Below are 26,462 nucleotides of genomic sequence, written 5' to 3'. Positions count from 1 at the left end.
TATTCCTCCGTTGCCGTCGTTTACATTCTCATTTCGATCATTCGGTATTCCTTGTCGCTCAACTGATCCACCTGCGGGATGACGAAGCGGTTTCCGTCGACGTCGGTGATCAGCAGGCGGTTCTCCGCCGCGAACTTGACGTTGCCGCTGCCGTTTCGCACCGTAAACCGGCAAAGCCCGGCCGTCGTTGCTACTTCCCAATAGGAATAGCCGAACTCCTCGCTTACGGCAATAACCTTCGTAATTTCCGGCGTAAAATAACGAATCTTCATCTGCCTTTCGATCAGGGAAGCCGTCCCCTGTGGAAAATCGTCAAGATGGCGGATCATGCCGATCTCCTTGTTGCCCGCCGTTCGAATCGACAAGAATGAGCGCTGGTTCGTATGCGGGAAGGAGCAATGCACGTATACCGGCGAATGCATCTCACCTCCGGTCCGGACCGACAGCATGCGGCCGCTTGTCTCCATAAACTCCGAATTGCCCGGCGTTAAATATCGGATGCCCGCTGCATCCGCCAGCTCCATTCCCCGATGTTCTTCCATCCTCATGCGATGATTTCCCCCTTCATTCTGAGCGCTTCATCATGTTTGCGGACGAGTTCCCGATAGATGCCCTCCGTCGCCATCAGCTCTTCGTGCGTACCGGCTTCGACGACAACGCCTTTATCCATCACGACCAAATAGTCGGCTTGCCTTAGCGTGGACAGCCGGTGTGCAATCGCGATCGTCGTCCGTCCTTTGACAAGCGAATCGAGCGCCTGCTGGATATACAGCTCCGTCTCCGTATCGAGCGATGCGGTCGCCTCGTCGAGAATGAGCACCTTCGGGTTGTGCAGCACGGCTCTGGCGATCGACAGCCGCTGCTTCTCCCCGCCGGACAAGCTATAGCCGCCCGTACCGACCTCCGTATCGTAGCCGTCGGGCAGCTTCTCGATGAAATCGTGCGCGTTCGCGATCTTGGCTGCATGCAGGATGTCCTCAACCGAGCAATCGGGATCAGCGTATGCGATATTTTCGGCGATGCTGCCCGAGAACACATAAACATCCTGAGAGACGATCCCGATATGACGCCGCAATGAAGCTGTCGAAAGATCCTTGACATTGACGCCGTCAATCCGAATTTCTCCCTCGGTTACGTCGTACAATCGCGACACCAGATTGACGAGCGTCGATTTCCCCGCACCCGAATGGCCGACGATGCCGATCATCTGCCCCGGCCTCGCGCGCAAGGACACTTGTTTCAAAATCGGTTTGTTCGGCTCGTAGCCGAACGTGACGTTATCGACTTCAATATCGCCTTTCATCGCCGGCAACGTAACGGCGCCAGGACGCTCTGCTACATCCGGCACGGCGTCCTGGATCTCGAAGATACGCTGCGCCGCCGCCATACAATTGGACCACCAGCCGACGATATTGTTCATGAACTGAATCGGCCCGTACAGCATCATCATATAGTTGACGAACGTCAGCACAGTGCCGAACGACATCTGGCCTTGCATCACATACCAACCGCCGAACGCCCAAATCAATATCCCGCCCGCTTGGGTCAGAAAATTGAGAATCGGGAACACCGTACCGCTCAATTTGTTGAAACGCTGTTCCGCCACGGAAAATGCATTATTCGACCGCTGAAAGCGGCTGATCTCCACCTTTTCTTTACCGAATGCCTTGACGACCCGCGAGCCGCGAACCGAATCGCTGATGATTGAATTCAGAACGCTTACCTTGCGGTGTCTCCGCCAGGACAAGCGCCACAGCTTCGGAAACGCGCTCCGGACAAGCCATAGTACCAGCGGCATCGGCAGCAGGCAAATCAGCGTAAGCCGCCAATCCATCCACAGAAGCACGGCGGTGATGCCGATGATGTTCATCGCGTTCACGATGAAATAAGAAAGCCCGTCGACGAAAAAATATTGCAATTCCTGAGCGTCGTTGTTCACTCTGGTCATCAGATGGCCGGTCTGCCTGCGCATGAAAAAATCGAGCGATAACCGCTGCAACGCGGTAAATACAGCCGTTTTCAAATCGAAGGCGACCTTGGCCGCCAGCTTTGCGATGATGGTGCCGAACAAGATTCCGAATAACAGCGATAGCGTACGGAATGCCAGAATGATCACAATGACGAGGCCGATCCGCCCCGCGAAAGCCCCATTGCCGGCAAGCGCCTGATCAAATAGCACCGTGCCTTGAAAATAAGGAATGACGAGACCGGTCACCGAGTTCAGCAGCATAAACAACACGATAAAAAAGATGGACAGCTTGTACTTGCCTGCAAATGAAAGCAAACGTGCGAAAACGGCATGTCTTTTCATGCATTTCGGGCAGAACGGCCTGCCTTCTTCAGGGTAGATCAATCCGCATGTCGGGCAGGAAGCCCCATGCGCTTCCTCATCCTGTTCGAAGGCCTCAATGGGCTCGTTCTTCTTCATTTTGTCGAAGGCTTGCGCAAATCGGACAGCCTGTTTCATATGACCGCTTGTGAATGCGCCGATCACTCGCTCCTCCTGCTCCTTGGCGACGACCATGCCGGAAGCGACCAGATTGACGATGGTCAAGGCTTCAAGTCGTTCAAGGGGAATGCGCTCCCATGCCCAATCGACGGAACCGTCTTGCACCAGCTTGCCAGTGTCCTTATGCCGGCCGGCTGCATATCCCGAAAACGTCTTCTCCTTCGAAATGCCGCTGCTACGGAAGATGTGGAGTGATTCCCGGGACAAGATGAGATAGCTGTCCGCAAAGCCGCCGTCCGGCAACCGGTCGCACTCCATCCAGTACACCAGATCAGCGGCTTTTGTACCGTTTCTGTCCAGCATGGACATGATTTCCTTCGGCAATATCGTCATGTTTTTACCCTTTCGTTCATGGCTGAAAGTAAAAAGCCCGGCCAATAAGGCGCAAGGCTTCCTTCTTACATTAGTTATCTTTAAATAGGAGCTGCGAAAAATGATACAAATCGTTCTTCCATACGGGCCAATCATGTCCGCCGCTTTCCTCATACCACACATGAGGAACGCGATGCTCCGATAAATACGCATGTGTCCGATCGCTAATCGGCTTAAGATTGTCTTCATCGCCGCATGACAGCCAGAGCAATTTGAGTAATGCCGACGCTTCTTCCGGATCCGGGACGAGCTGTTCCGGTGATTTCGTGTTGGGAGCCGGGGAAAAAGCGCCGATCCATGCGAAACGGTCGAGATGCTTCAAGCCGATATTTAACGATTGCCCCCCGCCCATAGACAACCCCGCAATCGCACGGTTTTCCCGGCCTGTCGATACCGAATATCGTGACTCGACGAAGGGAATCAGATCATCAAGCAAATCGTATTCGAACGTCTCGAACGCTTTCACTTTGTCCGGATCAAACAGGTCCCCTTCCGCCCGATCGTTCGGCATCGCACGGCCATTCGGAAACACGACGATCATGGGCGCAAGTTTCCCTTCCGCATATAGATTATCTAGGATCGTCTGCGGATCGCCATGACGGTACCATTCGGTTTCATCACCTCCGATGCCATGCAGCAAATAAAGAACGCTGTATACGTTGTCTTCCGCGTACCCCGGAGGCGTGTAGATCATCGCCTTACGATCATTGCCTACCGTTTCGGATGCATATTCCACCGTTTCGATTTTCCCCCTGGCGATATGTTCCCGATGCCGGTCGTATCCGGCCGGAGCCTTCTCCCTCATGTTCCTCTCCCCTTCAGTACATTGGTTTGGCACCGGGCGATATCCAATCAAACACACCGCCCGGCAAACTATGTCCTAATGCTATCACTCAAATGTAGTCACTTTTATGCAATCATGCTGTTTAATTCACCTTGACCAGCTGCCATTGCTGATGCAAATCCCCTCGATAAGGATTCTGCTGGAGCTTGGCTCCGTCTGCGGACGAACCACCCGCCACTTCGACGGCTTTATTGCTGTTGGCGTTAAGGATGCTCCAGTATCCGTTGCTGAGCTTGATCAGACGGAATCGCTGCGCTTGATTCCCATAATCCTGCATGAGCTGTATTGCTTCCCCGTTGTTTGAAGAACCGTTTCTAACATCCATCACCTTGCCGTCGCTCGAACTGACGCTGCGAAGCCGGTATACATTGTTGTATGCTCCCATATCGTCCGCAACCCATCGCTGCGCCGTGGCGTTATTGTCTGGCCATTGCTGCAGCTGCAGCGAATTGCTGTTTTGTCCGCCCGGGACGTCGATCACCTTCCCTGAGGCACGGTTCACGATTTTATAGGTTTCTCCCGATATAATACCATTCCATATGCCGTTCCATGGATGAAGCTGCGCACGTTCGTAATACCATTCGAAGATAAAGCGGGCCATGCCGTCCCGTGCCGGATCGCCGTCGAAGAGCAGACCTGACGTCGGATCGGCAAACGTGCTTCTTGGCCCCGGCTGCAGAAGAAAACCGTTCATGTGGACCGCGATGCTGACGTTCCCGGCTGTCGTAAATATCGCTTTGGTGTTTTTGCCGAAGCCTTTGTTCGAGCCGTTGAACAGCTCCCAGTACTCCGAGTCTCCCGGCAACCGTTTGAACCAGGTCGTTTCCGTAATATTGATCGGATAATTGTCCGCGCAAGGCTTAATGTTGGTATCCCATTGCTGCTGGAGTATCGAGCCGTTATCCTTTGCTCCATAGCCCGGGTACCAATGCACGGCATATCCGATGTTGTTCAGCGGATCGGTTAGCGGACGCGTGGCGCATAACTGATAATATTGATCCCATCCAAGGCCGGCGGCCCATATCACGTTATCTGCCCCTTGACTGCGGATCGTGGAAATGATGGAATTTTGAAAATTGCGCAGCGAGTCCCAAAACGCCGGAAAATCGGGATCAGACGGGTGTCCTCCCCAGCGTCCATTCGCATAGGACAGCACCGGCTCATTGATAATCTCGAACATGACGTTGTCTGCGCTTTTAATCGCCGGCTGTGCCGCAAGATATCCCCAGATTTGATTGAATTTCTCGAGATTGGCTTGCGTCGTTGCCTGATTATCCTGGAGCGTGAAGTCGAGGCCTAGCGTAACGTAGATTCCCTTGCTCTTAGCATACTGGATATAAGGCACGACAACATTCTGCGTAAAGGACTGCACGCCCGCAAAATTATACGTTCCGGCCGCCACGTCGCCCATGTCTTCGCGGTCGATAAAGAGCCTGACCTGATTCATATACCAGCCGTGATTGTTGCCGTACTTCGGAGACGTATCGGAGAATGTGTCGGTAATATCCTTTAGATATTCCAAAATGGCAGCATGGCGATTTCCTCCATTCCGGTTCAGGTAGTAGTTGCTTCCCTGATACGTCCAGTACGAGCCCCCAGGCTGGTGCCATCCGCTGAGGACAACGGGCTGCCCCTCGCTGTTTACCAGCTGATTGCCGCTGACGCGAAGCTTGGACATCGGCATGCCCGACCATGCGTCAGCAGCACCGTTAGGGTGCCCCAGCGTTATCGGCAGCAGGAGCAGCACGGCCAATAACAACTTAAGCGTCCATCCAGTTCTTTTCATACATCGATCAACTCCTCTTCATTTTGTTTACGTGCTCTACCGCTCGGCTTTTTCGTAACGAAAATAATCGAAGTCGGCATGGCCGCCGGTTTGCCTGGTCGCATAATAATAAAGCCCGATGCGATAACCCATAAAGTGATCCAAGGTATACCGCATGTTCAGCTCACCGCCGATCGGCATCCAATCAGCCCCGTCGACAGAATAATGAAAGGAGGCCACATCCTTGCTATTCTCAAAATCAAAATCAATTCTCAAATGTACTTCCCTGCCGCGGTACCGAACCGTTTCCAGCTCCTTCTCCCTGCCGTCCCCATCGTTCACGCTCATCGCTATGAACTTGTCGCCGTTCTCCGCGACCTTGACGCCGACGGTGCCGAAATGGCTTTGCAGGGCAACAAGCCCTGCATGATCACCGGGCTTCATACGCCCCGTGTCCAATAAGACAGTCCCCGTGCATGCCGGCCCTTCCGTGCGCTGCGTCAGCGTATTCCGGGCCTGCAGCACGCCCGCCGGTGCCAGGCTTCCTGTTGTCAGCCTTAGGAAACCGGGACGTTCGGTCACGGACCATAACCGATGATCCGGGTTGTGGTTCCATTGCCAATTCAGAGCCAGCTTATTCGATTCGTATTCGAATTCATCGCTGATCACGAGCGGCTTCGCAACGGCTTGCGGCAAGTCGACCTCAAACCGTTCCGGCACCTTGCCTTCGATGCCGAACACGGGCCAATCCTCCTCCCAGGTTACCGGGACCAGGCAAGGGATTCTCCCGACGGCATCATGATCCTGGAACAGCATCGCGTACCACTTGCCATTCGGCGTATCGAACACCCCCCCTTGGGCGATTCCCTTGTTATGGTAGCCGAGATCGTCATCCAATACGATTTTTCGTTCATAGGGGCCCAGCAATTCCCGTGACCGGTAACAGATTTGTCTGCGCCGGCCGCTGCCGAACCCTGCCTTCGGCCATTCAATGAACAGTAAATAATAGTAACCGTTGATGTGGTAGGCATGACAGCCTTCGCAGCGCAAGCCGATGCCCTCCGTTTCCGTTTCAAAGAGCCGCTGGTGGATTCCGTCCGGCTTAAGGGCATCTGCATCGGCGGTCAGCTCGGTGATGTAAATATCCCCGTTACCGTAGATCACGAATACCCGGTCATCCTCAAAAAGCAGGCCCGGATCATGCCGCAGTCCATCAATGACGGATCGTTGCCACGGCCCCTGAATAACATCGTCCGTGCGGTACACATAAAACCGTCCGGTATCGTTGCTGGAGAAGCAAACATAAAATTCCCCCCGATGATGGCGGAGGCTGGCTGCCCAAGAACCTTGCCCGTAGATATTGCTGCCGCCTTCCAGACGATGGGCCTCGTTGTCTTCGAACGTATCGTATACGTAACTGACGATCTCCCAATGCATCAAATCCTCGGACCTCATGATCGGACAGCCCGGCATGGAATGCATGCTGGTGCTGACCATATAATAGACGTCCCCTACCCGGATGGCATCCACATCCGGCACGTCCGCCCATATGACCGGATTCGTGATCTGCGTTTTGTTCATCTGATGGATTCCCCTTTCAACCTATGGCGACAGCCGAAATACGACTTACGAACGTATCTCTTGGAATGTTCTTTCGGGATTGGCTTCCTTGAGCAGATTCCAATAGGATTCCTTCGGAAGATGGTTCTCGTCGAAGACGAACGGCCAATTTTTACGGCCCCTTACCGGAAAATGATCCAGCCAGGTATAATCGTCCGCCGCTCCCCAGAAGGTTACGGAAGCGATGCTGCCACTGTACTCCTTAAGCAGCCGGAACAATTGCCCGTAACGCTCCGCCTGGCGCTCAAGCATTTCTGCCGTCGGCGCTGCCAGATCGGTCCGCTTATCCTCATGTGCAAAAACGGATACGTCAAGCTCCGTTACATGCAGCAACATGCCAAGGCTTGCATATCTCTCGATGGCCCTGCGGATATCATCAAGCGATGGAAACTCCAAATTCCAGTGGGCCTGAAGCCCGACGCCGTGAATCGGCACATCCTGCTCCTTTAACGATTTAAGGAGCGTGTAAATCTTCTCCCGCTTCTCGGGTACGGATTCGTTGTAATCGTTATAAAACAGCAGCGCTTGCGGGTCTGCCTCGTGCGCGTATTCGAAAGCCTTTGCGATAAAATCCTCCCCGATTGAAGCAAGCCACGGAGAAGAACGAAGAAGTTCGCCTCCGCCGTCAGCAACGGCTTCGTTCACGACATCCCAGGCATGGATGTCTCCACGGTAACGGCCAACCACCTCATGGATGTGCGCTTTCATCCGCGCCAGCAGCAGCTCGCGGTCGGCCTTGCCGCCGGAGCTGTCTTGAAATACCCATTCCGGCGTCTGATTATGCCATACGAGGGTGTGTCCTCTCACCGACATTCCGTTTGATTTGGCAAACGATACGATCTCGTCGGCTTGCTCGAATGTGTACACCTCTTCCGATGGGTGCAATCGCTCGAACTTCATTTCATTTTCCGCCGTCACGCTGTTGAAATGGTGTGCCAATAAATCCTTTTGGGTCACCATCGTGATCGGATTCACGGCAGCGCCGATCTTGAAGCTATTGCCGTAAGCTTCATGGAGCTTGGGCAGCCTTTCCATGCTTCTGCTCATCACTCGTCTCTCCTTATCAACGTTATTTCGTAAGCGACATAAAGCTATAGACATTAAATCCATAAATGTTAGCCCGGCTATACGGAAACGTCCGCTTATCACTCAGATCTTGCCGCCTTAACAACGGCCCAAAACGCCGGTTTAGGCTGATGCTGTCGGTCGAATAGCAAAGGCGCATTGGTACGTGCGACCGGAAAACCATGAAGCCAGGTATGGTCGTCGGCGATACCCCAAAACACGACGCCGCTGAGAATGTCCTTATTCTGACGGAATGCCTTGAATAACTCGCCATAACGATCAGCTTGCAGGTTCAGGATATCTTGCGGGAGATCTTGGCCGTAATCACTGCGGTCATTCCACGCATAAATGCTCATATCGAGCTCAGTGACAAGATTGTCGAGGCCCAGCTCCGCGAATTTTCGCATCGAGGTGATGATGGAATCCACCGATGGGCCATAGATGTCAATATGCGTCTGATGTCCGACCCCGTCGATCGGAACACCTTGCTCCAGCAAATTTTTCACAAGCTGAAACAAAAGGTCCCTTTTCACAGGGTTATCCGTGCCGTAATCGTTAATATAAAGCTTCGCTTCGGGTCCTCCGGCTTCCCGGGCCGCTCGGAATGCCGTTGCGATGTAATCAGTACCGGCTATTTTATACCATTCGCTCGCGCGCATTCCGTCCGGATCCCCCGGTTCAATGACTTCATTCACCACATCCCAAGACGTAATCTCGTCCTTATATCGGCCGACGATCGTCCTTACATGGGTATCCAGGCGTTTCAGCAGCAATTTTTTGTTCGCTTCCTGGCGCTTGGGGTCTGTCTCATCCACCATCGGCTTGCCTTCCTCATCTTGGAAAAACCATGCCCCGACTTGGGTATGCCAGACCAACGTATGAAAACGGACCTGCATGTTGTTCTCCTTGGCAAATTCCACGATCCGGTCGGCATTTGTCCATATAAATTGGCCTTCCGACGGCTGGATTGCATCCGGCTTCATGACATTCTCCGCCACCAGCCAGCGGACATGCTTCTTCAGCAATTCCGATGATGGACCGCTCGTCTGGTTCGGTTCGATCGCGGCGCCGATTGGAAAATCCTCCTCGAAGAGTTCATGCAGCGAGGGAATATCTTGCGATGCGGACGGCTGTGCCTGCGGCTCAGTTGACGCAGTTTGATTAGTGCCGGCAGGGGGTTCGGCATTCAGTTTTCCGTTCGACGCATCCGAATCCCCTGTTAGCTCCACTGCTCCTTCCCCCGGTTTTCCTGGGGCCTGACTTTCGGCGGGGGGCTTGTCACGGCTGCCCATTTGGGGCAGGATTAACAGGACAACAACGGACGCGGCAACCGCAGCAGCCACAGCCGTGGCCGCCCATCGGCCGCGTTTAGGCATGCGATGCAAAGCATGACCTCCTTTCCACTTCAAGCAAGTGATAGGGATCCGGTGTCGGACCCGGCCCGAATAAATACAACTTCATATTAGCGCTTACAAATTATTGAAACAACCTGCCAAATTTGGGATCGTTCACCCGTCCAATCTCCGGTTGCCAATGTTCCTTGCGCATAGACAGGCCCCGTATTTTTCAGTAAGAAGTAAATATCGGTTAGAAATATAAAAATCGGCACATTGTGATCCGGCTTTCCGTTCCCCATAATGTTATCAAACCGTATGAAAGCGTTATTACAACGAAGTTGGGGGGAAGCTTTGTGCACGATGTCCTGTTTGTTGATCTGCAATCCCATGATGAAGCAACACCGGGAATCCGGCCGGATTGGAATGCGTTGAGATGCTCGCGGCGCCGCTGCGTCAGGTCCGCCTCGTCCGCCATGCAATTCATTGCTTTGGAGCCTTACACCTTGGTGATTATCCATGCGCTTGGCTCAGATTCCGAAGGTATGGAGTTATGCGCAAACATCCGGTGCGTAAGCCAGGTTCCCATCATTATTACCGGAGGCAGCACGGAGTTTTATTGGACCCGGAGAGCCTTGCAGCTGCAAGTTAACGATTATCTGCCTGCACCGTTCACGGTCGAAGAGCTCAACACTTGCTTGCGGATGATTTTGCCGGCACCCCCTTCTGGTGACGGGCATCCGGATAATAGATGGTCCCAAGTCCATGCGGAAAAGGAGGATCAGGTCATTCAAGAGGTCAAGGCATATTTGAAGGATTCGATGTATCAAAACATCACCTTAAAAGAAATTGCCGAACGGATGCATTTCAACTATTCCTACTTGGTGCAGAAATTCAAATTCCACGAGAAGATGACGTTTAACGAATATCTGCTGCAGCAGCGAATGGAGAAAGCGAAATTCTTGCTGACGCATACCGACATGAAAATATACGAAATCGCTGACGCAGTGGGGTACAACGATATGGATTGGTTCTATAAAAAATTCAAGTCTTATGCTGGTATAAGCGCTAACAATTATAGAAAATTACATGGCTCCCGTACGGTTCCGGTTCCCGTTGCCTCTGGCCAGCACTAACTTGTACGTACATTTTTACCTGAAGCACTTATAAAAGGCGCCGCTTGACTCGCGAGCGCCTTTTTAGCTGGCTATCATCACGTTATGAATGGACGGGCTGTATATATGCAGTCACAGCTCAAATTGCCATGCTTCGAAGTCAAATAACTTCTGATCCTGCTTTCCGGTAAATACGAAGTATAGATGATGAATGCCGGATGCGCCTGAAACTTCAATGGATATTTCCTGACGCTGTTTCGCACCGGATGCTGGCGGTACGTTCACTGTGCCGATCCGTTCTCCTTCCGGATGGTCCAGCCGAAGCTCCATGCTTCCTCCTCCTTCCACTCCCGAGACCCAAGCCGTAAACGCGGATGCTCCTTTTCCGAAATCAACATTGGCCACAGCGATCCAATCCCGGTCGTGGATGTCCGTGACCGCCAATATCGGGCTGTCCTGCGAGTCTTCAGCGGCAGTAGACGGATTGACTTGAATTCCGGCATTCCATGCCATCGTTACTGCCTCCGTTCGCTGGAAGGGATTGTGCAACTGGACCCCCTCCACACCTTCCATATCAGCGTCTATCTCTCGGATGGTACCGTCCGTCTCGAAATAAACGCGGTTCAGATGGGTGGAACGATAGCCTTTCGGAATCCCCATGGACTTTGACAACGTTTGGGCGTGATAGGCAATATACCAGTTTTGTTGAAACTGAAAGATGGCGTGATGATTATTCCCTCCGACCCCGAAGAAATGCCCGGGATTTTTCAATATGGTCCCTTGATACGTCCATGGGCCCATCGGATGCTCACTGACCATATAGGCGATTTCGCCGGGAGGGGGACTGTTCTCCGGCCGCGTTCCTTCCGAGAAATTGGAGCAGTACGTATAGTAATACTTTCCGTCAAATTTGTTAATTCCTGAATCCTCGAACATATAAGGAGCCGGAATCGTGACGGCTTCGCCAAGCACGCTGATCATATCGTCGCCCAGCTGCATGACGCGAGCCGTGTTCGGCATTTCGGCTTCGCCTTCCGGAATGCCGCCGCCAAAGTAGATATAGGCTTTCCCGTCATCGTCAACGAGCACGGCGGGATCAAACAGCCACGTGACACCTTCCACGCCCGGCGTGTTTCTTGTGATCAGCGGCTTTCCGATCGGATCCGTCCACGGGCCAACAGGGCTGTCGCTCGTCAGCACGCCGATGCCGCTGGCATTGTTGGCAAAATACAAGAAGAAGCGGTCCTCGCCGTCAATCACCTTGTGCGCGGCCGCTGGCGCCCACGATTGCGTTGCCCATGCGGCAGCGCCGGTCGGTCCTGCGACCTGGATTGCTCCGTGATCGGTCCAGTTGACCAGGTCCGAGGAAGAGATGACGGACAGCTTGTTGATCGTGCTGTAGCTGTTGTCCTTGACATTTCCTTCACCGTCATATTCCAATGTGTCGTACGTGTTATATAAATAAACACGTCCGTCAACTGCCAGTGCATAGGGATCCGCACCGAATTTATGGGAGACGACCGGATTCCCGTTCGGAGGAATCTTGCCGATTGCGGCCGCATACGCCTCCCTGCGGGTGCTGTTCGCATCCCGGCTCACAACATTGCCTCCTTGATCCATCATTTCAGTTCCTGTTTGGCCGGCTTTAATTTCATTACTCATCTTGTCACTCAGCTCCTGATTAAACATTTTGGGATCGTCTTGGCCACGACTCGCCAGGCTTGCAACAACAACGATAATGCAAGCGAAAGCAAATACGGCAGATATGACCAGTAACGTCTTTCCGGGCTTCATCCTGAATACGCCCTCCTCCATCGTTACTTGGTGACCTGTCATTCCGATCTGGTCGGTCCCATCACGGTCGACATGAACGAAATTGTTTTGTAAAAAGTGTACCTTGGGGTAAGCGGGGCAACAACCGGACATTCCATCTGAAAACACCGGGCAAATGATAGGTTGCCTGCCTATTTTGCGAGATGGTCCCGGTACTCCTGCGGCGTTAAACCCGTCGCCTTTTTGAAGAAGCGAGTAAAGGAATGGGCGGCATCGTATCCGACTAATGGCGCCACGTCCCTTACCTTCAAATCCCCTTCCTTAAGCAGCTCCTTTGCTCGCCGTATTCGGCACTTTTCGATATATTCCGAAAGATTGATTCCCCGTTCCTGCTTGAACAAACGCGAGAGATAGGAGGGATTAAAAAAATAGCGTTCGGCCAAATGCACAAGGGTGATGTCCTGATCCAGATGCTCCTCGATATACTGGCATAACCGATCAATGACATGCGCCGTTTTGCCTCGTTCATCCAGGCGCTTGAAATCGAAGATATCTTCGGCCGTTCGCCTCAAATACCGAAAAGCTTCCTTCATGGAATCATGACTTTCCAAATCCAGCAGTTTCCCCCGTTCACCGGTAGGGTCCTGAAGCTCAAGCCGGGTCAGCTTGGCATACAGCACAAGAGCGATAGAGTAATAGGCTTGTGCAGCATGCTGATGATGATCTTCTCCGTTCAGCACGAATTCCGACAACTGCTCCAATTCCTTCATGAATTCGTTCTCCCTTCCGGCCTCCAAATGGGCTTCCAAGATGCCCGCCTTATGGCTCGTCTCCACTCCTTCTTTGCAGTGAGGCGCCTGGGAAGAGTCAACTTGATCCTTCAAGATCATCGGAATCCCGTTGCCCATCTTTAACTGCTGGAGCCTTCGCAGTCGTTCATACTGCGGTGTTACGTCCTCCCACCGGCAGGGGTTGCCGCTTATGGTGAACGAAATGGCAAGTCCTAGAGAATCCAGACAGGCTTCCTGGATCAGTTCTAGCGTCCCTTCCGAATAAATAACAAGACGATCCACGGATGGATTCTCAGACCGCGGCTGGAGCATCCATAATAAATCCCCATGTTTGTCTAGGACACCGATGCTTCGGACATGCTCATCCATAAAAGAATTCCAAATCAGCCTCACCGAGCGGTGGTCGTTTTTCTTTTCTACATACGCTTTTCCTGCTGAATAAGCTACACGGCCAAGAGCCAGCAGCACAGGGAGCTCCGGATCCAATCCGATGTTCAAGGCCCGGAAATCGCTCCGCATGGCTTCCTTGTCCTGTCCAAGCAGGCTGCTGTCCGCGACGAATTGCCGGAAGTATTCTCCCTGCTCCATCCATTCCAGCGCTTCGGTCTGCACGCGGGATTGCATGAGCCATTCATTCATCCGGTGGCCGCTCTCGATTTCATGAATGACTTCCTTCACGACCTCCATGACCTTATCGAAGCCTTCCGTCTTCAACAAATAGCGGACATTCGGCATCTGAATCGCTTGATAGGCGTAATCGAAATCGCTGTAACCGGTCAGAAAGATAATTCTGCACCTTGGCCAGAGCGCCCGGATGCTCTCCGTCAATTCCAATCCGCTCATGCCCGGCATGCGTATGTCCGTCAGGACGATGTCGATTCGCGTGCGCGACATCCAATTCAGCGCTTCCTTGCCGGAGTATGCCCGGCAAACGTCAAGGTTCTCGGGCATCCACTGATGAAATACTTCGTACAAACTGTTCGTAATAATCTCTTCATCGTCGACGACCAGCAGTCTATACATGTTCATTCCCCTCCGTCAGCCTGATTCGAATTTGGACCCGCAGTCCGTTCAATGGACTCCTTGATAAGACTAATCCGCTGCTTTCCCCATACGTCAGGGCAATTCGCCGATGGATGTTGATAAGTCCCGTCACTTCAGGAGATTCGGCAGATTCAGCTGTGCGTTCAAGCCGCTTATTTATCATGTCGATATCGTTATCCGTCAGCCCGTTCCCGTTCTCTTCAATCACGATGGAAGCTTCTTGGCCATCCAGATGAAACGACACACGCAGGAAGCCTTCTTCCTGCATCTTTTCGAGGCTGTGCTCATAGGCGTTTTCGATAATCGGCTGAATGATCAGTCGCGGCACCTTGATGGCCTCCATTTCCTTCGGCAGCTCGCCGAATTCTACGCGGATTCGCCTTGAGAATCTGAGCTTTTGAATCTCGGTATAAATGCGGGAATGCCTCGTCTCTTCCAGCAATGGAACGTTGTCCGCATCATTGCGGGTAATGAATCGAAAATATTCTCCCAGCATGTTCGTGAACAGCTCGATTTGCGTGACATCCCCCGTTTTGGCCAGGGAGCTCAGGATGAAGAAGCTGTTATATAAAAAGTGGGGATTGATCTGGGATTGGAGCTGTTTCAGCTCCGCCCTTTGCATCATGAGCTTGTGCCTGAAATTCTGGTCAATCAGATGCTGCAGCTTGATGAGCATCTGATTGAATCGATCGTACAAATAGCCGAACTCGTCCCTTTGTCCGTGCCTGATCCGGATATTAAACATGCCATCCTCCATTTTTCTGAAGCTCTGGACAAGCAGAAGCAGTGGTTTATGAACCAATTTGTACGTCGATACGGCATAGATGGCGATGGCTAAGAAGGTCGTGCCCGCAAACAGCCAAGCCCACACATAAAATTTACTTAACGGCCGCTTCACCGCCTCAGTGGGCAAGTACGTGAACACGGATAGATCCAGCTTGTCGGAATACGCCTTGTCGATCAGATACCTGCCTGTGCCGATATTCAGAATTTGACCATTCGCATGTTGGATGGCCTGCATGGCCTCTTTCATTAAACGATCCGCCTCTTCATGGCTGGCCAGGGCAAAGCCGGACGGCTCGGAGACGATAAAAGCCCCGCTTTCCGGATATACGCTGATTTGCATCAGGGATTCCCTGAGTTTGCTCGCATCCAGTTCGATCTGAACGATCAGAAGCGGCTCTTCCCCTTTTCGAGCCCCGTATTTGGCCGCCACAAGATGGAACGTATCGTCGATCTGCAGCAGTCTTTGATTGCCGCTCGCCTCACCTGCATAAACATCGTTATACCGTCTCGAGTCGAATGTATTCATCGCGGTCATGGCCGAAATCGTTTTATCCATACTGCGGATATGAATGAAAACATCTTTGATGTAGACACTGCTGTTTTTGATGGAGACCAGCCGCGGCAGCAAATAATGCAGACTTGCTTTTCTTTCGACCGTGCTCATCATATCCCATGTCAGCACCATTTTGTTCAGTTCACCATCCTGCAAAATATCGTATTGCTGAATTTCCAGCCATTCGATTTCCCGGTTCAACCCGTCCAGGTAGGCCGAAAGCTGCGCTTGCGTATTTTTGGATACTTCCTGGCTAGCGTATTGGTAACTCCAGTTATATAGATAAACGCCGAGTATGATAAGCGGAAGAATGACGAAGAGATAGGTAGCGACCAGCCGAATAAAGATGCTATTACGAATGGAATTAACAGGTAACTTAAGCAATTAAACTCCTCCGATGTGTGTGAATATGCATGTTAATTTGCCGCCTGTCAGCCTCTAAGGCCAACCGTGCGGGTGTGGCTCATTTGTTATGGACGGCTTTTTTTGTCCTCATGCCATTGATTCACTTCAGCCGTAATGTCAGCACCGCCAAGCCGATACCATTCCTCCACGAACCGGTCGAATTGTTCTACGGGCTCGCCGAGTATGATATTGACGAAATAATCATGCTGAAGATTGTCCAGAATCGTTTGTTTTTCAATCATCGTTTCAGTCGGCGCGCCGGCAAAAGCATCGAACAACAACTGATGGTTATCCTCGTATTGGTCGAGAATACTCATCGCACCGGACGGCCCGTAGATCTTCTCCCAACCCCAGCCGGATTCGCCGTCTTCTTTCTTATCCAAATATCGATCGATTCGACCTTGTATGAATCCGGGCTCGCCCTGTAACTGAGACGTCGTGCCCTGACGACGCGCTTCGGCGATTTGCCGGTATGCCTTGAGATTTTTATCAGCAGGGAAAGGAGTCACGGGAGATAGGCCCCACACGGGCGAGGAATTGTTGTAGTAAGTCCCGTAATCGGCTGTTTTGCCCCAATTTTTTTCAAGATGCAAATTGAACATTTTGAGAATCGCCTCTGGGTGAGCGAAATCCTTCCTTACGGCGTAAAAATAACTTGTCGTAAATTTAAGAGGAACCCTCCTTGCCTTGCCAGAGTCAGTAACAATGGGAAAGGCCTGCCACTCCGCATCCGGATCGCCGCTGCGGCTGGACTGAAGCATGAATGCTCCCCATTGCTCGCCATAGACCATGCCGATCTTCCCATCAGCAACGAGCTGTTTAGCTTTGCTTCCGTTTTTAAAAATGAATTCACTGTCGATTTCATGATTGCGATACATATCCTGAAGCGCCTTGAGCGCCTGTTTCACTTCAGGCTGAATGCCTCCGTATACGAGCTTGCCACTCTCGTCTTCAAGCCATATGTTCGGGTAAGCTCCATAACCGGCCATGAATCCGGTTAAGCCCATGATAGGATCCCACAAATAGTGGGTAGCTGCTATTCCATAGGTGTCTTGTTGGCCATTTCCGTCGGGATCCCCTTCTGTAAACGCTTTCGAAATTGCCAGGACGTCATCCATTGTTTTCGGTGGCAACAGCTCCAATCGGTCCAGCCAATCCGTTCGAATCCACAGAAACATCGCCTTTTCAATGGAGGAATCGGTCTCCGGGATGCCCATCAGCTTGCCGTCGATCATGCCGGATTCCAAGGTACCGCTCCCTTCTTGACGGTGAACTTGCTGTGTTAACGGCGAAGCATATTCCTTGTAAACCTGCGTCAGATCCTGAATCAGACCGGCATGGCTCAATTGCCTTAGCTGCTGGGCATTCACCTTAACGATATCGGGAATGTCTCCTGAAGCCAGCATAATATCCAGCTTCTTGTGGTATTGTTCGCTTCTCACAGCCCATTCGTATTTGATTTGAATGCCCAGAACTTGTTCGTACAACTGACTCCATCGATTGTCCTCCAGCGTTTCATCCGGCAATGCCTTCAGCATATCTTCCAAACCGTCACCGATTTCTCTCACCAGCGTGACTTCGATCGGCGGATGATAGGCGCTTAATGACTTATCGCTGTATACGCCCTCTCCCGGTGTTCTCCTATCCGGATTGGGGTCGATACCGCCGTTTTGGTGACAAGACGCCAGTGTGGAACCAAACAGTAAAGCACTTAGCACGACTTTGGAGAAGTTCTTTACGATGATCAGCAACAGAAAACACCCTTTCCTATCGATTAATTGTATTATTATACTTTAAAGGCCAAGGCCCACAATAATCATTTTTTTACTTTCTATCCCAATATTGACTTGTTGTTTCGTTCAAATCCCAATATATTCCACCCTCTTAAACCAACCCTTTGATTGTTCGATAAATTCGATCGAGCCCTAAAAGATAAGATATCTGCAAATAAACAACAGCCAACCCCAAGGACAGATGGGGCTGGCTGCGATTTTCATATATTAAGCGCAAGGAACTCTTTTACTTGAGTGTTGGCTTCGGTATTTGGGCTAACGATACGTAATAGATTGGGGAGGGATGACGATCAACAGCATAGCAACGAACAACAGCCAATTTTATTGCCAAGCCGTATAATCATCCGTGATTTAACCCACGATGCCCGTACGCTCGATACTTTCCACGAAATAGCGCTGAACGAACAAATAGATGACGATCAAGGGAAGGATGGCCAGCAAAATGCCGGTATCCTGCACCATACTCAAATAAAAAGGGTCCGCCTTTGACGGATCGCTGCCCAGCATAATGGACAGATTGTACGGCAGCGATGACAGCTGGGTGGACATGACTTTGCTTGAAGTCAGATACGTCGTCGTGTAGAAGCTGTCGTTCCACTGCCAGACGAAGGAGAACAACGTCGTGGTAATGATGGCAGGAATCGCGTTCGGCATCATGATGCGGGTAAAGGTGGTTCCGACGCCCGCGCCGTCAATATAAGCCGCCTCCTCCACCTCCTTCGGAATGCCGCGGAAGAATTGCCGGAAAATAAAAATGTACAAGCCGGCTTTAAGCGAATTGGCGGTCAGCGAAGTCAGAATGAACGGCCAATAGCTGTTCAACAGGTTGACGGACTTGCCGGTGAGGAGCGGAATCAGGCCCATCAGCGTAAAATCCTTCAGATTCAAATAAATCGGGATGAGAATCGTGGTTGGGGGCACCAGAATCGTCAGGACAACACAGGCGAACAAAAGCTGGCTGCCCTTGAATTTCAAACGGGCAAAGCCGTAACCCGCCAGTGCGCAAGAAGCGGCCGTCAAGACCGTCGTCGTCGTCGACAGCGCAAACGTGTTGAACAGCGTTTCCCAGTAATCCATAATGCGGATCGCATCAAGGAAATTGCTCATTGTGAAATTTTCCGGAATCCATACGACGACCGGTGAATAAAGATCGGCCTTGTCTTTGATGGCCGTCGAGATTTTTTGCAGAATCGGATACAGAATGACAAAGGACAAGCCAGCGATCAATGTTAAACGTATGAAAGACCAGAGCCATCGTTTCCAGCTTTCGAGCGATAGCCACCGAGAAACCGACATTGCATTCACCTTCTTCTATTCATGGTAAAAGACCTTCCTGGATACAAAGTACGTGCTGATCAACAGGATGATGGAGATGGCCAGGAAGTAAATCCAAGCCATGGCTGAGCTAAGTCCGAAATTGAATTGGACGAAGCCCGTGGTCTTGATCAAGTCTGTCAGCTCATTTCGGGAGAACGAGTCGATAATCGTATAGATCATGTTGACCAGAATCAGCGGGCTGACCATCGGAAACGTGATTTTCCAGAAGGCTTCATAACCCGTAGCTCCTTCCATCTTGGACGCTTCGTACAGCTGGGGGGATATCGTCTGTATGCCTGCCAGGAATATAAGGATCTGCACGCCGGATTGGCTTACGATCTCATAAATACGATCCACGGCTCCCGTTAAATAGTTTACGATCGTCTCGCTTACGCCGGCCTGAAGCATCAATCGTTCGAGTTCAAAGCTTCCCAGTGCATTAATCAGCCCGCCGGAACCGGCATTCTGATCATTGATCGCCTGAACGAGGCTGCTGCTTTCCAGGGTCAGAATGACCCCGGAAGCAAGAATGACGGGCAGGAAGAATATCGATCTGGCAAAGGAACGACCAAGGAACTTCTGATTCAGGACGACGGCCAGAAAGAGACTGAAAATAACGATCAGGGGCACGTTCACCGCCATGTTCACGATCGCCTCGGTCAGCATCCGGTTAAAGCTGGTGTTGACCGTAAAGGCAGTCACGTAATTTTTCATCCCCATAAACGTAATGCCGATGCCTTCGGAATTTGCCGTAACGGTGCTAAAACTGTAGATCAGGGAAGTCAGCAAAGGGATCAGGAAGAAAAAGATAAAGCCGAGCAGCCAAGGCATCACATAAACAATGCCCCATAATGCCTTCTGTTTCCCATAGCTTCGCTGCTTTTGCCCAAATCGCTGGGTTATGGATTTCATGGCGCTTCACCACCCGTCACATAGCTTTCGGCTTCAATGGTTACGCCATCTATCGTCACCGGTGCACGATTGTAATTCACGATGACGTACACGCCGCTCTCGTATGTCGTCTTGAACACGCCGTCAGCCAATTCGTCATGCCCGACGATCCGCTCATGGCGAACCTTTTTCAGAAATGCATTGACTTCCTCGTAGATGCGGGCGGCCTCGTCGATCCATAACGCGTAATTGGCAGAGAACAGTTCGTTATGCTCTGTGTCCTTTATTTTATGATTAGGTTCATAGAACCATTGAAAATACACGCCAGCACCATACTCCAAACACTTCAAAATATATGGCTTGGCATCGGTATATGCGGACAGGTTGTAAGGCGCTCCCGTGTAATCGATATGCCCGCGGACAACCATTTGATAGAAGGGGATTTCCGCGTCTTCGATTTTAAAGCGGCTGCTAGACATGGGCGCATGGGTGATATCGGTTAAGAAAGGCAGCGCATAAGCATTTCCTCCGTCAGCCATGACCTGAAGATTGGCATCTGAAATCTTGTTCAGCGCATCCAGAGACAACTGCTCGGACTCCGTACGGTCAATTTGACGATGCTTGCGAAAATCGCTGTCCAGCTCGGCGGCAAGATCACTCAGCGACACGCCAATAGCGCCGTATTTTCCATAATCCTTTAAGAAAGCTTCCGTGTAGCTACCTATGAACCGCGGTGAAACTACATAAGCCGGCGAACCGGTCCGATCCCGCCGATTCAGCGCCGGATTGAAGGAATAGATCTCTGCGGGGATGCCTCGCAGCGTTCTGGACGCCTCCTTCGCCTCGTTGAACCCGGAACCGGACAGCGCGGTAAGGATGGCGACATCCGGATACAGCGTTACCCCATTCTCGTTCGCATAGGATAACAGACGCCGGAGTCCCTTCTCTCCCCCTACCTGTTGATCAACGGAGACGCTGTCTGGAACCTCATGAGCCAGCCCCTTGTTGAACCAGCCGCTATACTTCAATTTGATGTCATGGATGCCTCGCTTGCCCATCTCTGTCAGAATGCTTTGCGCTTGTTCGAACGTCGTGAGCGGCTCCAGCGCCCGATACGGAATTCCTGCAAAATGCTTTTTCTTATAAATGCTTCCTACAAGCTGCATATAGAACGGCATATTCTCTTCATTTCTCTCGGCAATTGCCGGGAGGCCTCCCTGTTGCTCCAAGTAATTCCTGTAATAGGCGGCGAGTCCCGGATAGGAAGCCGACTGCTTGCCTACAAACGCATACCGGACCGAAAAATCGCTTCGCATCGGATCCTCCTGGAACTTCGGGAGCGAGCGCTGCTGGCCGTTCGCATCCAGGCTTAAGTCGCCTTTGTTGATTACCGTGAACGCCGGGTATACGTAGTTATAGCTGTTCAGTCTGCCGCTGACGTCGGCATGGATCGTCGCGGCCGGAGCCCCTTCCTCGATGATGCCGATAAATGCCCCGCCTTCACGGATGATACCGAACACCGGCAGTCTGACATCCTGGCTGCTATCCGCCGTTTCAATCCCGCTCATCGTTCGGTCCATTCCGTACACGCTCTGCTGGTAGGAAGGGTACCGCGTCTTGCCGTTATTAAAATGGATCAGTGCCCCAGATCCGTCTGGAACAAGGATTGAGCCCTTATCCTCCGCCCCCCCTGCACCGAAGAAGCTAAGGAACGAGACCGTATTCACTGGATATTCAGCCGGGAAATCGATGCTGGAAACCGGAAGCTTGGCGATCAGACTGTCGCCGTCCAGCGTATATTCGATCGAGGCATGAAATACCCGCGGTTCAGGCTTGGTCTGATCCAAATGGTTCTCCTCGATGTCCACCAGCAAATCGTCCTCGGTATATCCGGCATCCTCAAAGGCTTTAAGCGCACGTTCCAGCTGAAGACCTTTGAGCGCGCCGTCGGACCGGACATACACCCCTTGCTCGGCATCTTCCGTGTACGCGATTTTCAGCGTTCGCTGGCCGGCGCTGTCCAGCTTGCTTAACAGGTTCTGTTCAAAACGGGTCTTGCTGATCTTCTTGGGCATGTCGTCCATCGTTTTTTTGTCCGTGCCGAACCGGTAGTTAACGCGAACGCCGTTTGGGATTTCCTCCATGCCGATTTGCTTGTAAGCCGCGCTGTCGGCGTGCGAATTGACCGAATTTATCTGTCCGAAGCTGTTATAAAAGTCAAGCTTCAACTGAGAGGACAACAAGCTTTTGTTCACGCCCGCGGCCAGCGGATCCGACTCATGGCCAGGGGGATTGCTGTGCCAAATTTCGCCGCTTGCCTTATGCACGACGGCGATCGCCCCCGTCTGATCGTCCGTTAGCAGCTGGAGCTGATCGTTCTCGGCAATACCTTTCATGCCTTTGACGCTCGGATTGACGAACGATGACTTAAGGGCTGCTCCCGGCGTGAAGCTGTTGGCGGGCCCATTGCCTTCATCGCCAGCTGCCTTTTCCGGTCCTTTATCCGTACAACCGGCCATCATCAGTGCTGTCAGCACACTGGCAGCAAGCAGCATATATTTAGCGAAATTGCCCATCCTTCCTCCTCCTTAAGTTCTCATGACCAATTCTTGATAGATGACGGAAATAAAGGCCACGATCTGTTGGACCAAGCTGAAAAACAGCAAACTGATAAAAGCCATAAACCCCATGGCAACCAGGGTCAGCAGCATAATTCCGATCGTTTTGGACGGAGAAAACTGATGCACCGTCATATTGCCGACAAACAGCAGATAAACGAACCAGAGCACCGCAACGGAGTTGGAAAAATAATAGAATGCGGTCTCTTCCAGAGAAACGAGATTGCTGAGCCAAATCCATGGAAACTGTATGATCACGAGCGGCAGGAGCGCGAAGCAGGTCGACGTAAAAATTTCGACGAATTTGCCCTCCCCATCCATCAAGGTCGTAAGCGACCAGTTGGCCACGCACCAGAACAAGAGCGGCACGATCACGTATACAATTTCCATGACACTGTTCATGCTCTCAGGATTGTACACATGGACTAGAAAACCGCTGTACTGGCTCCTCAAAATGTTCGTAACGGCAACCAGGAACAATACGCTAAATGAAATGATTAACGTGAAATTTCGGCTGCGATCATATTTCAGGTCCCAATAGCCCTCAAAGGGATGAACCATGAGACTTAGGGGAAATCGAATCCATTCCCTGCTCATGCGGAAGCCCCCTTTCTTCGTTCCTTCACATTCCGAATCCTGGACACGGCAAATATCCCGGTTCCAGCCAAGAACAGCATGGTCATGATCAACGGAAAATGTTCCCTCATGACCTCTTTGCGGTATAGCAGGAATGCTTTCGAATAGTTTTTCTGATCCAAGCTGCGTTTGAAATGCACCATGGCACCCTTATAATCGCCTTGACGAAGCAAGGCTTTGCCGATCCCCGCATAGGCGAATTCCAGATTAGCATTCATGGCGATCGTTCGATTAAACAACGCAAAAGCGGTCTCTTCCTCGCCACGATAATAGCTTTTGACGGCTTCGTTCAGCGTTCGACCGTATTCAGTCGTTCGGAAGACGGTAATTTCGCCAAGCGCCTTATCCAGCACAAGAAAATCCTCGCCGATTCGGTCAATGGCCACCGGTGTATGAAATTGACCCAATTGGTTCCCCAACCCGCCAAATACATACATCAGATGTCCGTCCCCGTTGTAAGTGAACACCCGTCCCCGCTTGCCATCGAGCACGGAGTAAATCTCGCTGTCGGCAACATCGATGTCGATAAGCCTAGAAGGACCTTCGCTGCTGACGTAAAGAATGTCGCCCTGCGGGTCGGAATACCCCGTTCTTCTTAAAATATCGCTGCCTTGCGCATTAAGCTTCTTAATGTTATTCCCCCACTGGTCCCCGTTCGTGGCATAGATGAACCCTTCCGAGTCAATATCCAGATTCGTAAACTCCGTAGGCGTAAACATGACCATCTGGCTGCGCTGCGCCTTGGTCGAGATTTGCTTCCAGAAATACTCGATCGGATCGATATAAACGCGATTCGCGCCAATGAAGGAAGTAAACGCCCCTTCGGCGTCGAATTCCATGAACCCGTCAAACACGCCGGCAGCCATGACATAAATTCGCTGCGCATGGTCCATGACGATCCGCACAGGTTCGAACCTAAACGAATCCTGGAGTAGCTCCGACTCCGGCGAATCGATAATCTTGATCAGTTCAAAATCCGAATCCAAGTGAACCACCCTTTTGTTACCGGTGTCCGCTACGAGCACCTCGCCGTCATCGGTCACAAAGATTCCCTGCGGTTGCAGGAATGCATCCGGCTCGCCCTCTCTTGTGAAGGAATCCACAGCCGTTACCAGCTTTAGATCATGGTCCAGCACAACGATCCGATTGTTGCCGGAATCCAGTACGTATACGCGATGATCGGCGGTGACGTGGAGATCGCTCGGCTCTTGAAAAGCTCCCGTCCCCAGGTCGGAGCCGCTGATCCATTCAGTCGCTACATAAGCGGCCGGCGCTGCCGCAGCATCGCCCCAATAGGAATAAATATAGGAGTCCGAGGCGCGCTTGGCGCTTACGTTCCCCGCTCCTGCCCCAACCCCCAATAAACAGCAGATCATGATGAGGAGAGGCGTCTTCAGTTTGCGTTTCATCAATCTGACATGCCTCCTTTCTAGTCCTTCATCCCTGAAGTGGCCATCGTTTGCATGACACTGCTCTGGGATATGATAAAGAGCGTGATGGGAACGATCATCAGGAGCAGTGCAACGGCCGCAGCAACCCCGGCTCTAGCGATTCCGCCTTCCGTAATCTGTCCGAGCGCGAAATGTAACGTCTTCAGATGCTCGCTGTAAATGAAGCTGCCCCCATCGCTGCCCCAAAGTGCCGGAAATTGTAAAATCATTAGTGTCAGCCAGGCAGGCTTCACGTTTGGCATCACAATGGACCAGTAGATCCGATATTCGCTGGCCCCGTCGATTTTGGATGCCTCAAGCAGGGCATCGGGAATCTGCTCCATGAATTGCTTCATCAGAAACAGCCCGAGCGGAAATGCCAAGGAAGGCACGATAATGGAAGCATGCGTATTGATCCAACCCAGCCAAGACATGACCATATAGTTGGGAATCGCCGTAACATGAGGCGAAAACATCAAGGCAAGCACCACTATGGAAAACAGCGCCCTTGAGCCGGGAAAGCGGTATTTGGCCAGCGGATAGGCTGCTGCAGACGCCAGCAGGATATGTCCGGCCGTGCCAATGATGGTGATCAACAGCGTATTTGCGAAATAACGCGATAAGGGGACCCACGAATTCCCCATTAACACCATCAAATCCAGGAAATTATCCATCGTCGGATTGTTTACGAAGAACCGTGGGGGGAATATGAACAATTCGTCCAACGGCTTGAATGCGTTGTTCACCGCGTAAATCAAGGGCAATGCCATGAAGGCTCCGAACAAGGCGAGCAGCGAAAACAGCAAAATGCTAACGGGCAAAGAGCGGTTCAGCGTTCTCGGCAGCCGGAAATATCGAATCATTTTCGCAGCCAACGTTACTCACCTATCTTTCTCAACATTTTTTGCGTTAATTTGTTGGTCCCGACCATCAGCAAGAACAGGAACGTCGCAATGGCCGAGGCGTAGCCCAGTTCGAAGCGGATCGTGCCGAAATCCATCAGATGGGTAACAATGGTATGCGCCGCATAGTTAACGCTCGGAAACCCGGCTAGCGCGATGGAGATATCTGCGACGGCAAATGCGGTTGTGATCTGCATGACAGCCCCGAACATCAGCTGCGGCCTCATGGACGGCAGCGTAATATACCAGAGCTCCTGCCAGCGATTTTTGATGCCGTCCATCGCCCCGGCTTCGATCAGCGACTTGTCGATCGTTTGCAGTCCGGCGATAAACGCCAAGAAACTGGTGCCCAGGCTGAGCCAAAGCTGTACGATAATCACGATCCATAGAATATAGTTTTCATTCAGGAGCCATTGAATCGGTTCCAGGATAAAGCCGGCCTTCATCAGAAACCCGTTTAAATACCCGTAGCTGTCACCGGAGAAGATGATGAGCCAAATGAAATAAACGTTGCCCGATATCGAAGGCGCGTAAAAGACCAATGTCATGAACGCCCGCACTTTGGGCGACAATTCATTAATGATCCATGCGAATACAAAACAGGCGATATAACTGACGGGACCGGTGATGACGGCAAACATCAGCGTATTTTTCAAGGCGATCATAAAGATATCATCATTCAGAAACAGCCTCGAATAATTTTGCCAACCGACGAACCTCGGAAATTCCAGCATGTTAAAATAGAAGAAACTTAGGGCAAAGGAAAAGACCACCGGAATGACCGTAAACAGAAAGAAAATAATCATATACGGACTCATCAGCAAATAATAGTGCTTGCTGCGCTTCAACTCTTTTGTGAAAGAGACCCAACGGCTGTTCTGCTGCATATTCGCTTTGGG

The 26,462-nt window shown here is 51.7% G+C and carries 19 protein-coding genes; 1 reads left to right on the top strand and 18 read right to left on the bottom strand.

The window, feature by feature from the left end; genetic code table 11:
* Positions 1-20: 20 nt before the first annotated feature.
* The 7 genes from CHH75_RS07950 to CHH75_RS07920 all read right to left on the bottom strand — a co-directional run bounded on the left by CHH75_RS07950 (position 21) and on the right by CHH75_RS07920 (position 9,560).
* Positions 21-548: a DUF1854 domain-containing protein gene (locus tag CHH75_RS07950; RefSeq protein WP_095263838.1), complete on the bottom strand. Its 528-nt coding sequence runs from the start codon at positions 546-548 to the stop codon at positions 21-23.
* Positions 545-2,842, bottom strand: coding sequence for an ABC transporter ATP-binding protein (locus CHH75_RS07945; protein WP_095263899.1), 2,298 nt, complete (start codon positions 2,840-2,842; stop codon positions 545-547). The genes CHH75_RS07950 and CHH75_RS07945 overlap by 4 nt, the downstream gene beginning before the upstream one ends.
* A gap of 70 nt (positions 2,843-2,912) precedes the next feature.
* A complete protein-coding gene (locus tag CHH75_RS07940; RefSeq protein WP_095263837.1) occupies positions 2,913-3,686 on the bottom strand; it encodes an alpha/beta hydrolase in 774 nt (257 codons plus the stop codon).
* A 121-nt stretch (positions 3,687-3,807) separates the two neighbouring features.
* Positions 3,808-5,511 carry an RICIN domain-containing protein gene (locus tag CHH75_RS07935; RefSeq protein ID WP_095263836.1) on the bottom strand — a complete coding sequence of 568 codons (1,704 nt, stop codon included), beginning with the start codon at positions 5,509-5,511 and terminating at the stop codon, positions 3,808-3,810.
* A gap of 36 nt (positions 5,512-5,547) precedes the next feature.
* Positions 5,548-7,071 (bottom strand): glycoside hydrolase family 43 protein, encoded by a 1,524-nt coding sequence (locus tag CHH75_RS07930; protein ID WP_095397906.1) that lies wholly within the window; start codon positions 7,069-7,071, stop codon positions 5,548-5,550.
* Positions 7,072-7,116: 45 nt separating this feature from the next.
* Complete coding sequence (locus CHH75_RS07925; RefSeq protein WP_095263834.1) at positions 7,117-8,157, bottom strand: endo-1,4-beta-xylanase; 1,041 nt, start codon at positions 8,155-8,157, stop codon at positions 7,117-7,119.
* A gap of 98 nt (positions 8,158-8,255) precedes the next feature.
* Positions 8,256-9,560, bottom strand: coding sequence for an endo-1,4-beta-xylanase (locus tag CHH75_RS07920; protein WP_095263833.1), 1,305 nt, complete (start codon positions 9,558-9,560; stop codon positions 8,256-8,258).
* 305 nt (positions 9,561-9,865) lie between these two features.
* Between CHH75_RS07920 and CHH75_RS07915 the strand changes: the two genes are divergently transcribed.
* A complete protein-coding gene (locus CHH75_RS07915; protein WP_095263898.1) occupies positions 9,866-10,645 on the top strand; it encodes a helix-turn-helix domain-containing protein in 780 nt (259 codons plus the stop codon).
* Positions 10,646-10,756: 111 nt separating this feature from the next.
* Here CHH75_RS07915 and CHH75_RS07910 read toward each other — a convergent pair whose 3' ends face one another.
* From CHH75_RS07910 to CHH75_RS07860, 11 genes are all read right to left on the bottom strand, one after another.
* A complete protein-coding gene (locus CHH75_RS07910; protein ID WP_095263832.1) occupies positions 10,757-12,418 on the bottom strand; it encodes a glycoside hydrolase family 43 protein in 1,662 nt (553 codons plus the stop codon).
* A 170-nt stretch (positions 12,419-12,588) separates the two neighbouring features.
* Complete coding sequence (locus tag CHH75_RS07905) at positions 12,589-14,211, bottom strand: response regulator (protein ID WP_095263831.1); 1,623 nt, start codon at positions 14,209-14,211, stop codon at positions 12,589-12,591.
* Positions 14,204-15,955 carry a sensor histidine kinase gene (locus CHH75_RS07900; RefSeq protein WP_095263830.1) on the bottom strand — a complete coding sequence of 584 codons (1,752 nt, stop codon included), beginning with the start codon at positions 15,953-15,955 and terminating at the stop codon, positions 14,204-14,206. The genes CHH75_RS07905 and CHH75_RS07900 overlap by 8 nt, the downstream gene beginning before the upstream one ends.
* Positions 15,956-16,041: 86 nt before the next feature.
* Positions 16,042-17,727 carry an extracellular solute-binding protein gene (locus CHH75_RS07895; protein ID WP_095397905.1) on the bottom strand — a complete coding sequence of 562 codons (1,686 nt, stop codon included), beginning with the start codon at positions 17,725-17,727 and terminating at the stop codon, positions 16,042-16,044.
* A 393-nt stretch (positions 17,728-18,120) separates the two neighbouring features.
* The gene (locus tag CHH75_RS07890) at positions 18,121-19,065 is read right to left on the bottom strand and encodes a carbohydrate ABC transporter permease (protein ID WP_095263828.1); all 945 of its coding nucleotides are present in this window, start codon (positions 19,063-19,065) and stop codon (positions 18,121-18,123) included.
* Between the two features lie 15 nt (positions 19,066-19,080).
* On the bottom strand, positions 19,081-19,998 hold the full coding sequence (locus CHH75_RS07885) for a carbohydrate ABC transporter permease (protein ID WP_095397904.1): 918 nt from the start codon (positions 19,996-19,998) through the stop codon (positions 19,081-19,083).
* Positions 19,995-22,553, bottom strand: coding sequence for a DUF5696 domain-containing protein (locus CHH75_RS07880; protein ID WP_095397903.1), 2,559 nt, complete (start codon positions 22,551-22,553; stop codon positions 19,995-19,997). Before CHH75_RS07880 ends, CHH75_RS07885 begins: the two co-directional genes overlap by 4 nt.
* Before the next feature lie 12 nt (positions 22,554-22,565).
* The gene (locus CHH75_RS07875; RefSeq protein WP_095263825.1) at positions 22,566-23,192 is read right to left on the bottom strand and encodes a YIP1 family protein; all 627 of its coding nucleotides are present in this window, start codon (positions 23,190-23,192) and stop codon (positions 22,566-22,568) included.
* Positions 23,189-24,640 carry an NHL repeat-containing protein gene (locus tag CHH75_RS07870; RefSeq protein WP_095263824.1) on the bottom strand — a complete coding sequence of 484 codons (1,452 nt, stop codon included), beginning with the start codon at positions 24,638-24,640 and terminating at the stop codon, positions 23,189-23,191. The genes CHH75_RS07875 and CHH75_RS07870 overlap by 4 nt, the downstream gene beginning before the upstream one ends.
* A 20-nt stretch (positions 24,641-24,660) precedes the next feature.
* A complete protein-coding gene (locus tag CHH75_RS07865) occupies positions 24,661-25,524 on the bottom strand; it encodes a carbohydrate ABC transporter permease (protein ID WP_176475499.1) in 864 nt (287 codons plus the stop codon).
* Positions 25,525-25,538: 14 nt separating this feature from the next.
* Positions 25,539-26,450, bottom strand: a complete 912-nt coding sequence (locus CHH75_RS07860) for a carbohydrate ABC transporter permease (RefSeq protein WP_230875634.1) — start codon at positions 26,448-26,450, stop codon at positions 25,539-25,541.
* Between the last annotated feature and the right edge of the window lie 12 nt (positions 26,451-26,462).

It is taken from the genome of Paenibacillus sp. 7541, assembly GCF_002276395.1.
Taxonomy (GTDB): domain Bacteria; phylum Bacillota; class Bacilli; order Paenibacillales; family Paenibacillaceae; genus Paenibacillus_AQ; species Paenibacillus_AQ campinasensis.
The sequence above is the reverse complement of the archived record's forward strand: the minus strand, read 5'-3'. Positions and strand labels throughout refer to the sequence as shown.

What these genes read in the sequence shown, in the direction of transcription:
- CHH75_RS07950 (WP_095263838.1), bottom strand. Translation starts at nt 548, where the DNA reads ATGAGGATGGAAGAACATCGGGGAATGGAGCTGGCGGATGCAGCGGGC.
- CHH75_RS07930 (WP_095397906.1), bottom strand. Translation starts at nt 7,071, where the DNA reads ATGAACAAAACGCAGATCACGAATCCGGTCATATGGGCGGACGTGCCG.
- CHH75_RS07890 (WP_095263828.1), bottom strand. Translation starts at nt 19,065, where the DNA reads ATGTCGGTTTCTCGGTGGCTATCGCTCGAAAGCTGGAAACGATGGCTC.
- CHH75_RS07875 (WP_095263825.1), bottom strand. Translation starts at nt 23,192, where the DNA reads ATGAGCAGGGAATGGATTCGATTTCCCCTAAGTCTCATGGTTCATCCC.
- CHH75_RS07935 (WP_095263836.1), bottom strand. Translation starts at nt 5,511, where the DNA reads ATGAAAAGAACTGGATGGACGCTTAAGTTGTTATTGGCCGTGCTGCTC.
- CHH75_RS07925 (WP_095263834.1), bottom strand. Translation starts at nt 8,157, where the DNA reads ATGAGCAGAAGCATGGAAAGGCTGCCCAAGCTCCATGAAGCTTACGGC.
- CHH75_RS07945 (WP_095263899.1), bottom strand. Translation starts at nt 2,842, where the DNA reads ATGACGATATTGCCGAAGGAAATCATGTCCATGCTGGACAGAAACGGT.
- CHH75_RS07885 (WP_095397904.1), bottom strand. Translation starts at nt 19,998, where the DNA reads ATGAAATCCATAACCCAGCGATTTGGGCAAAAGCAGCGAAGCTATGGG.
- CHH75_RS07905 (WP_095263831.1), bottom strand. Translation starts at nt 14,211, where the DNA reads ATGTATAGACTGCTGGTCGTCGACGATGAAGAGATTATTACGAACAGT.
- CHH75_RS07880 (WP_095397903.1), bottom strand. Translation starts at nt 22,553, where the DNA reads ATGGGCAATTTCGCTAAATATATGCTGCTTGCTGCCAGTGTGCTGACA.
- CHH75_RS07870 (WP_095263824.1), bottom strand. Translation starts at nt 24,640, where the DNA reads ATGAAACGCAAACTGAAGACGCCTCTCCTCATCATGATCTGCTGTTTA.
- CHH75_RS07940 (WP_095263837.1), bottom strand. Translation starts at nt 3,686, where the DNA reads ATGAGGGAGAAGGCTCCGGCCGGATACGACCGGCATCGGGAACATATC.
- CHH75_RS07865 (WP_176475499.1), bottom strand. Translation starts at nt 25,524, where the DNA reads ATGATTCGATATTTCCGGCTGCCGAGAACGCTGAACCGCTCTTTGCCC.
- CHH75_RS07860 (WP_230875634.1), bottom strand. Translation starts at nt 26,450, where the DNA reads ATGCAGCAGAACAGCCGTTGGGTCTCTTTCACAAAAGAGTTGAAGCGC.
- CHH75_RS07910 (WP_095263832.1), bottom strand. Translation starts at nt 12,418, where the DNA reads ATGAAGCCCGGAAAGACGTTACTGGTCATATCTGCCGTATTTGCTTTC.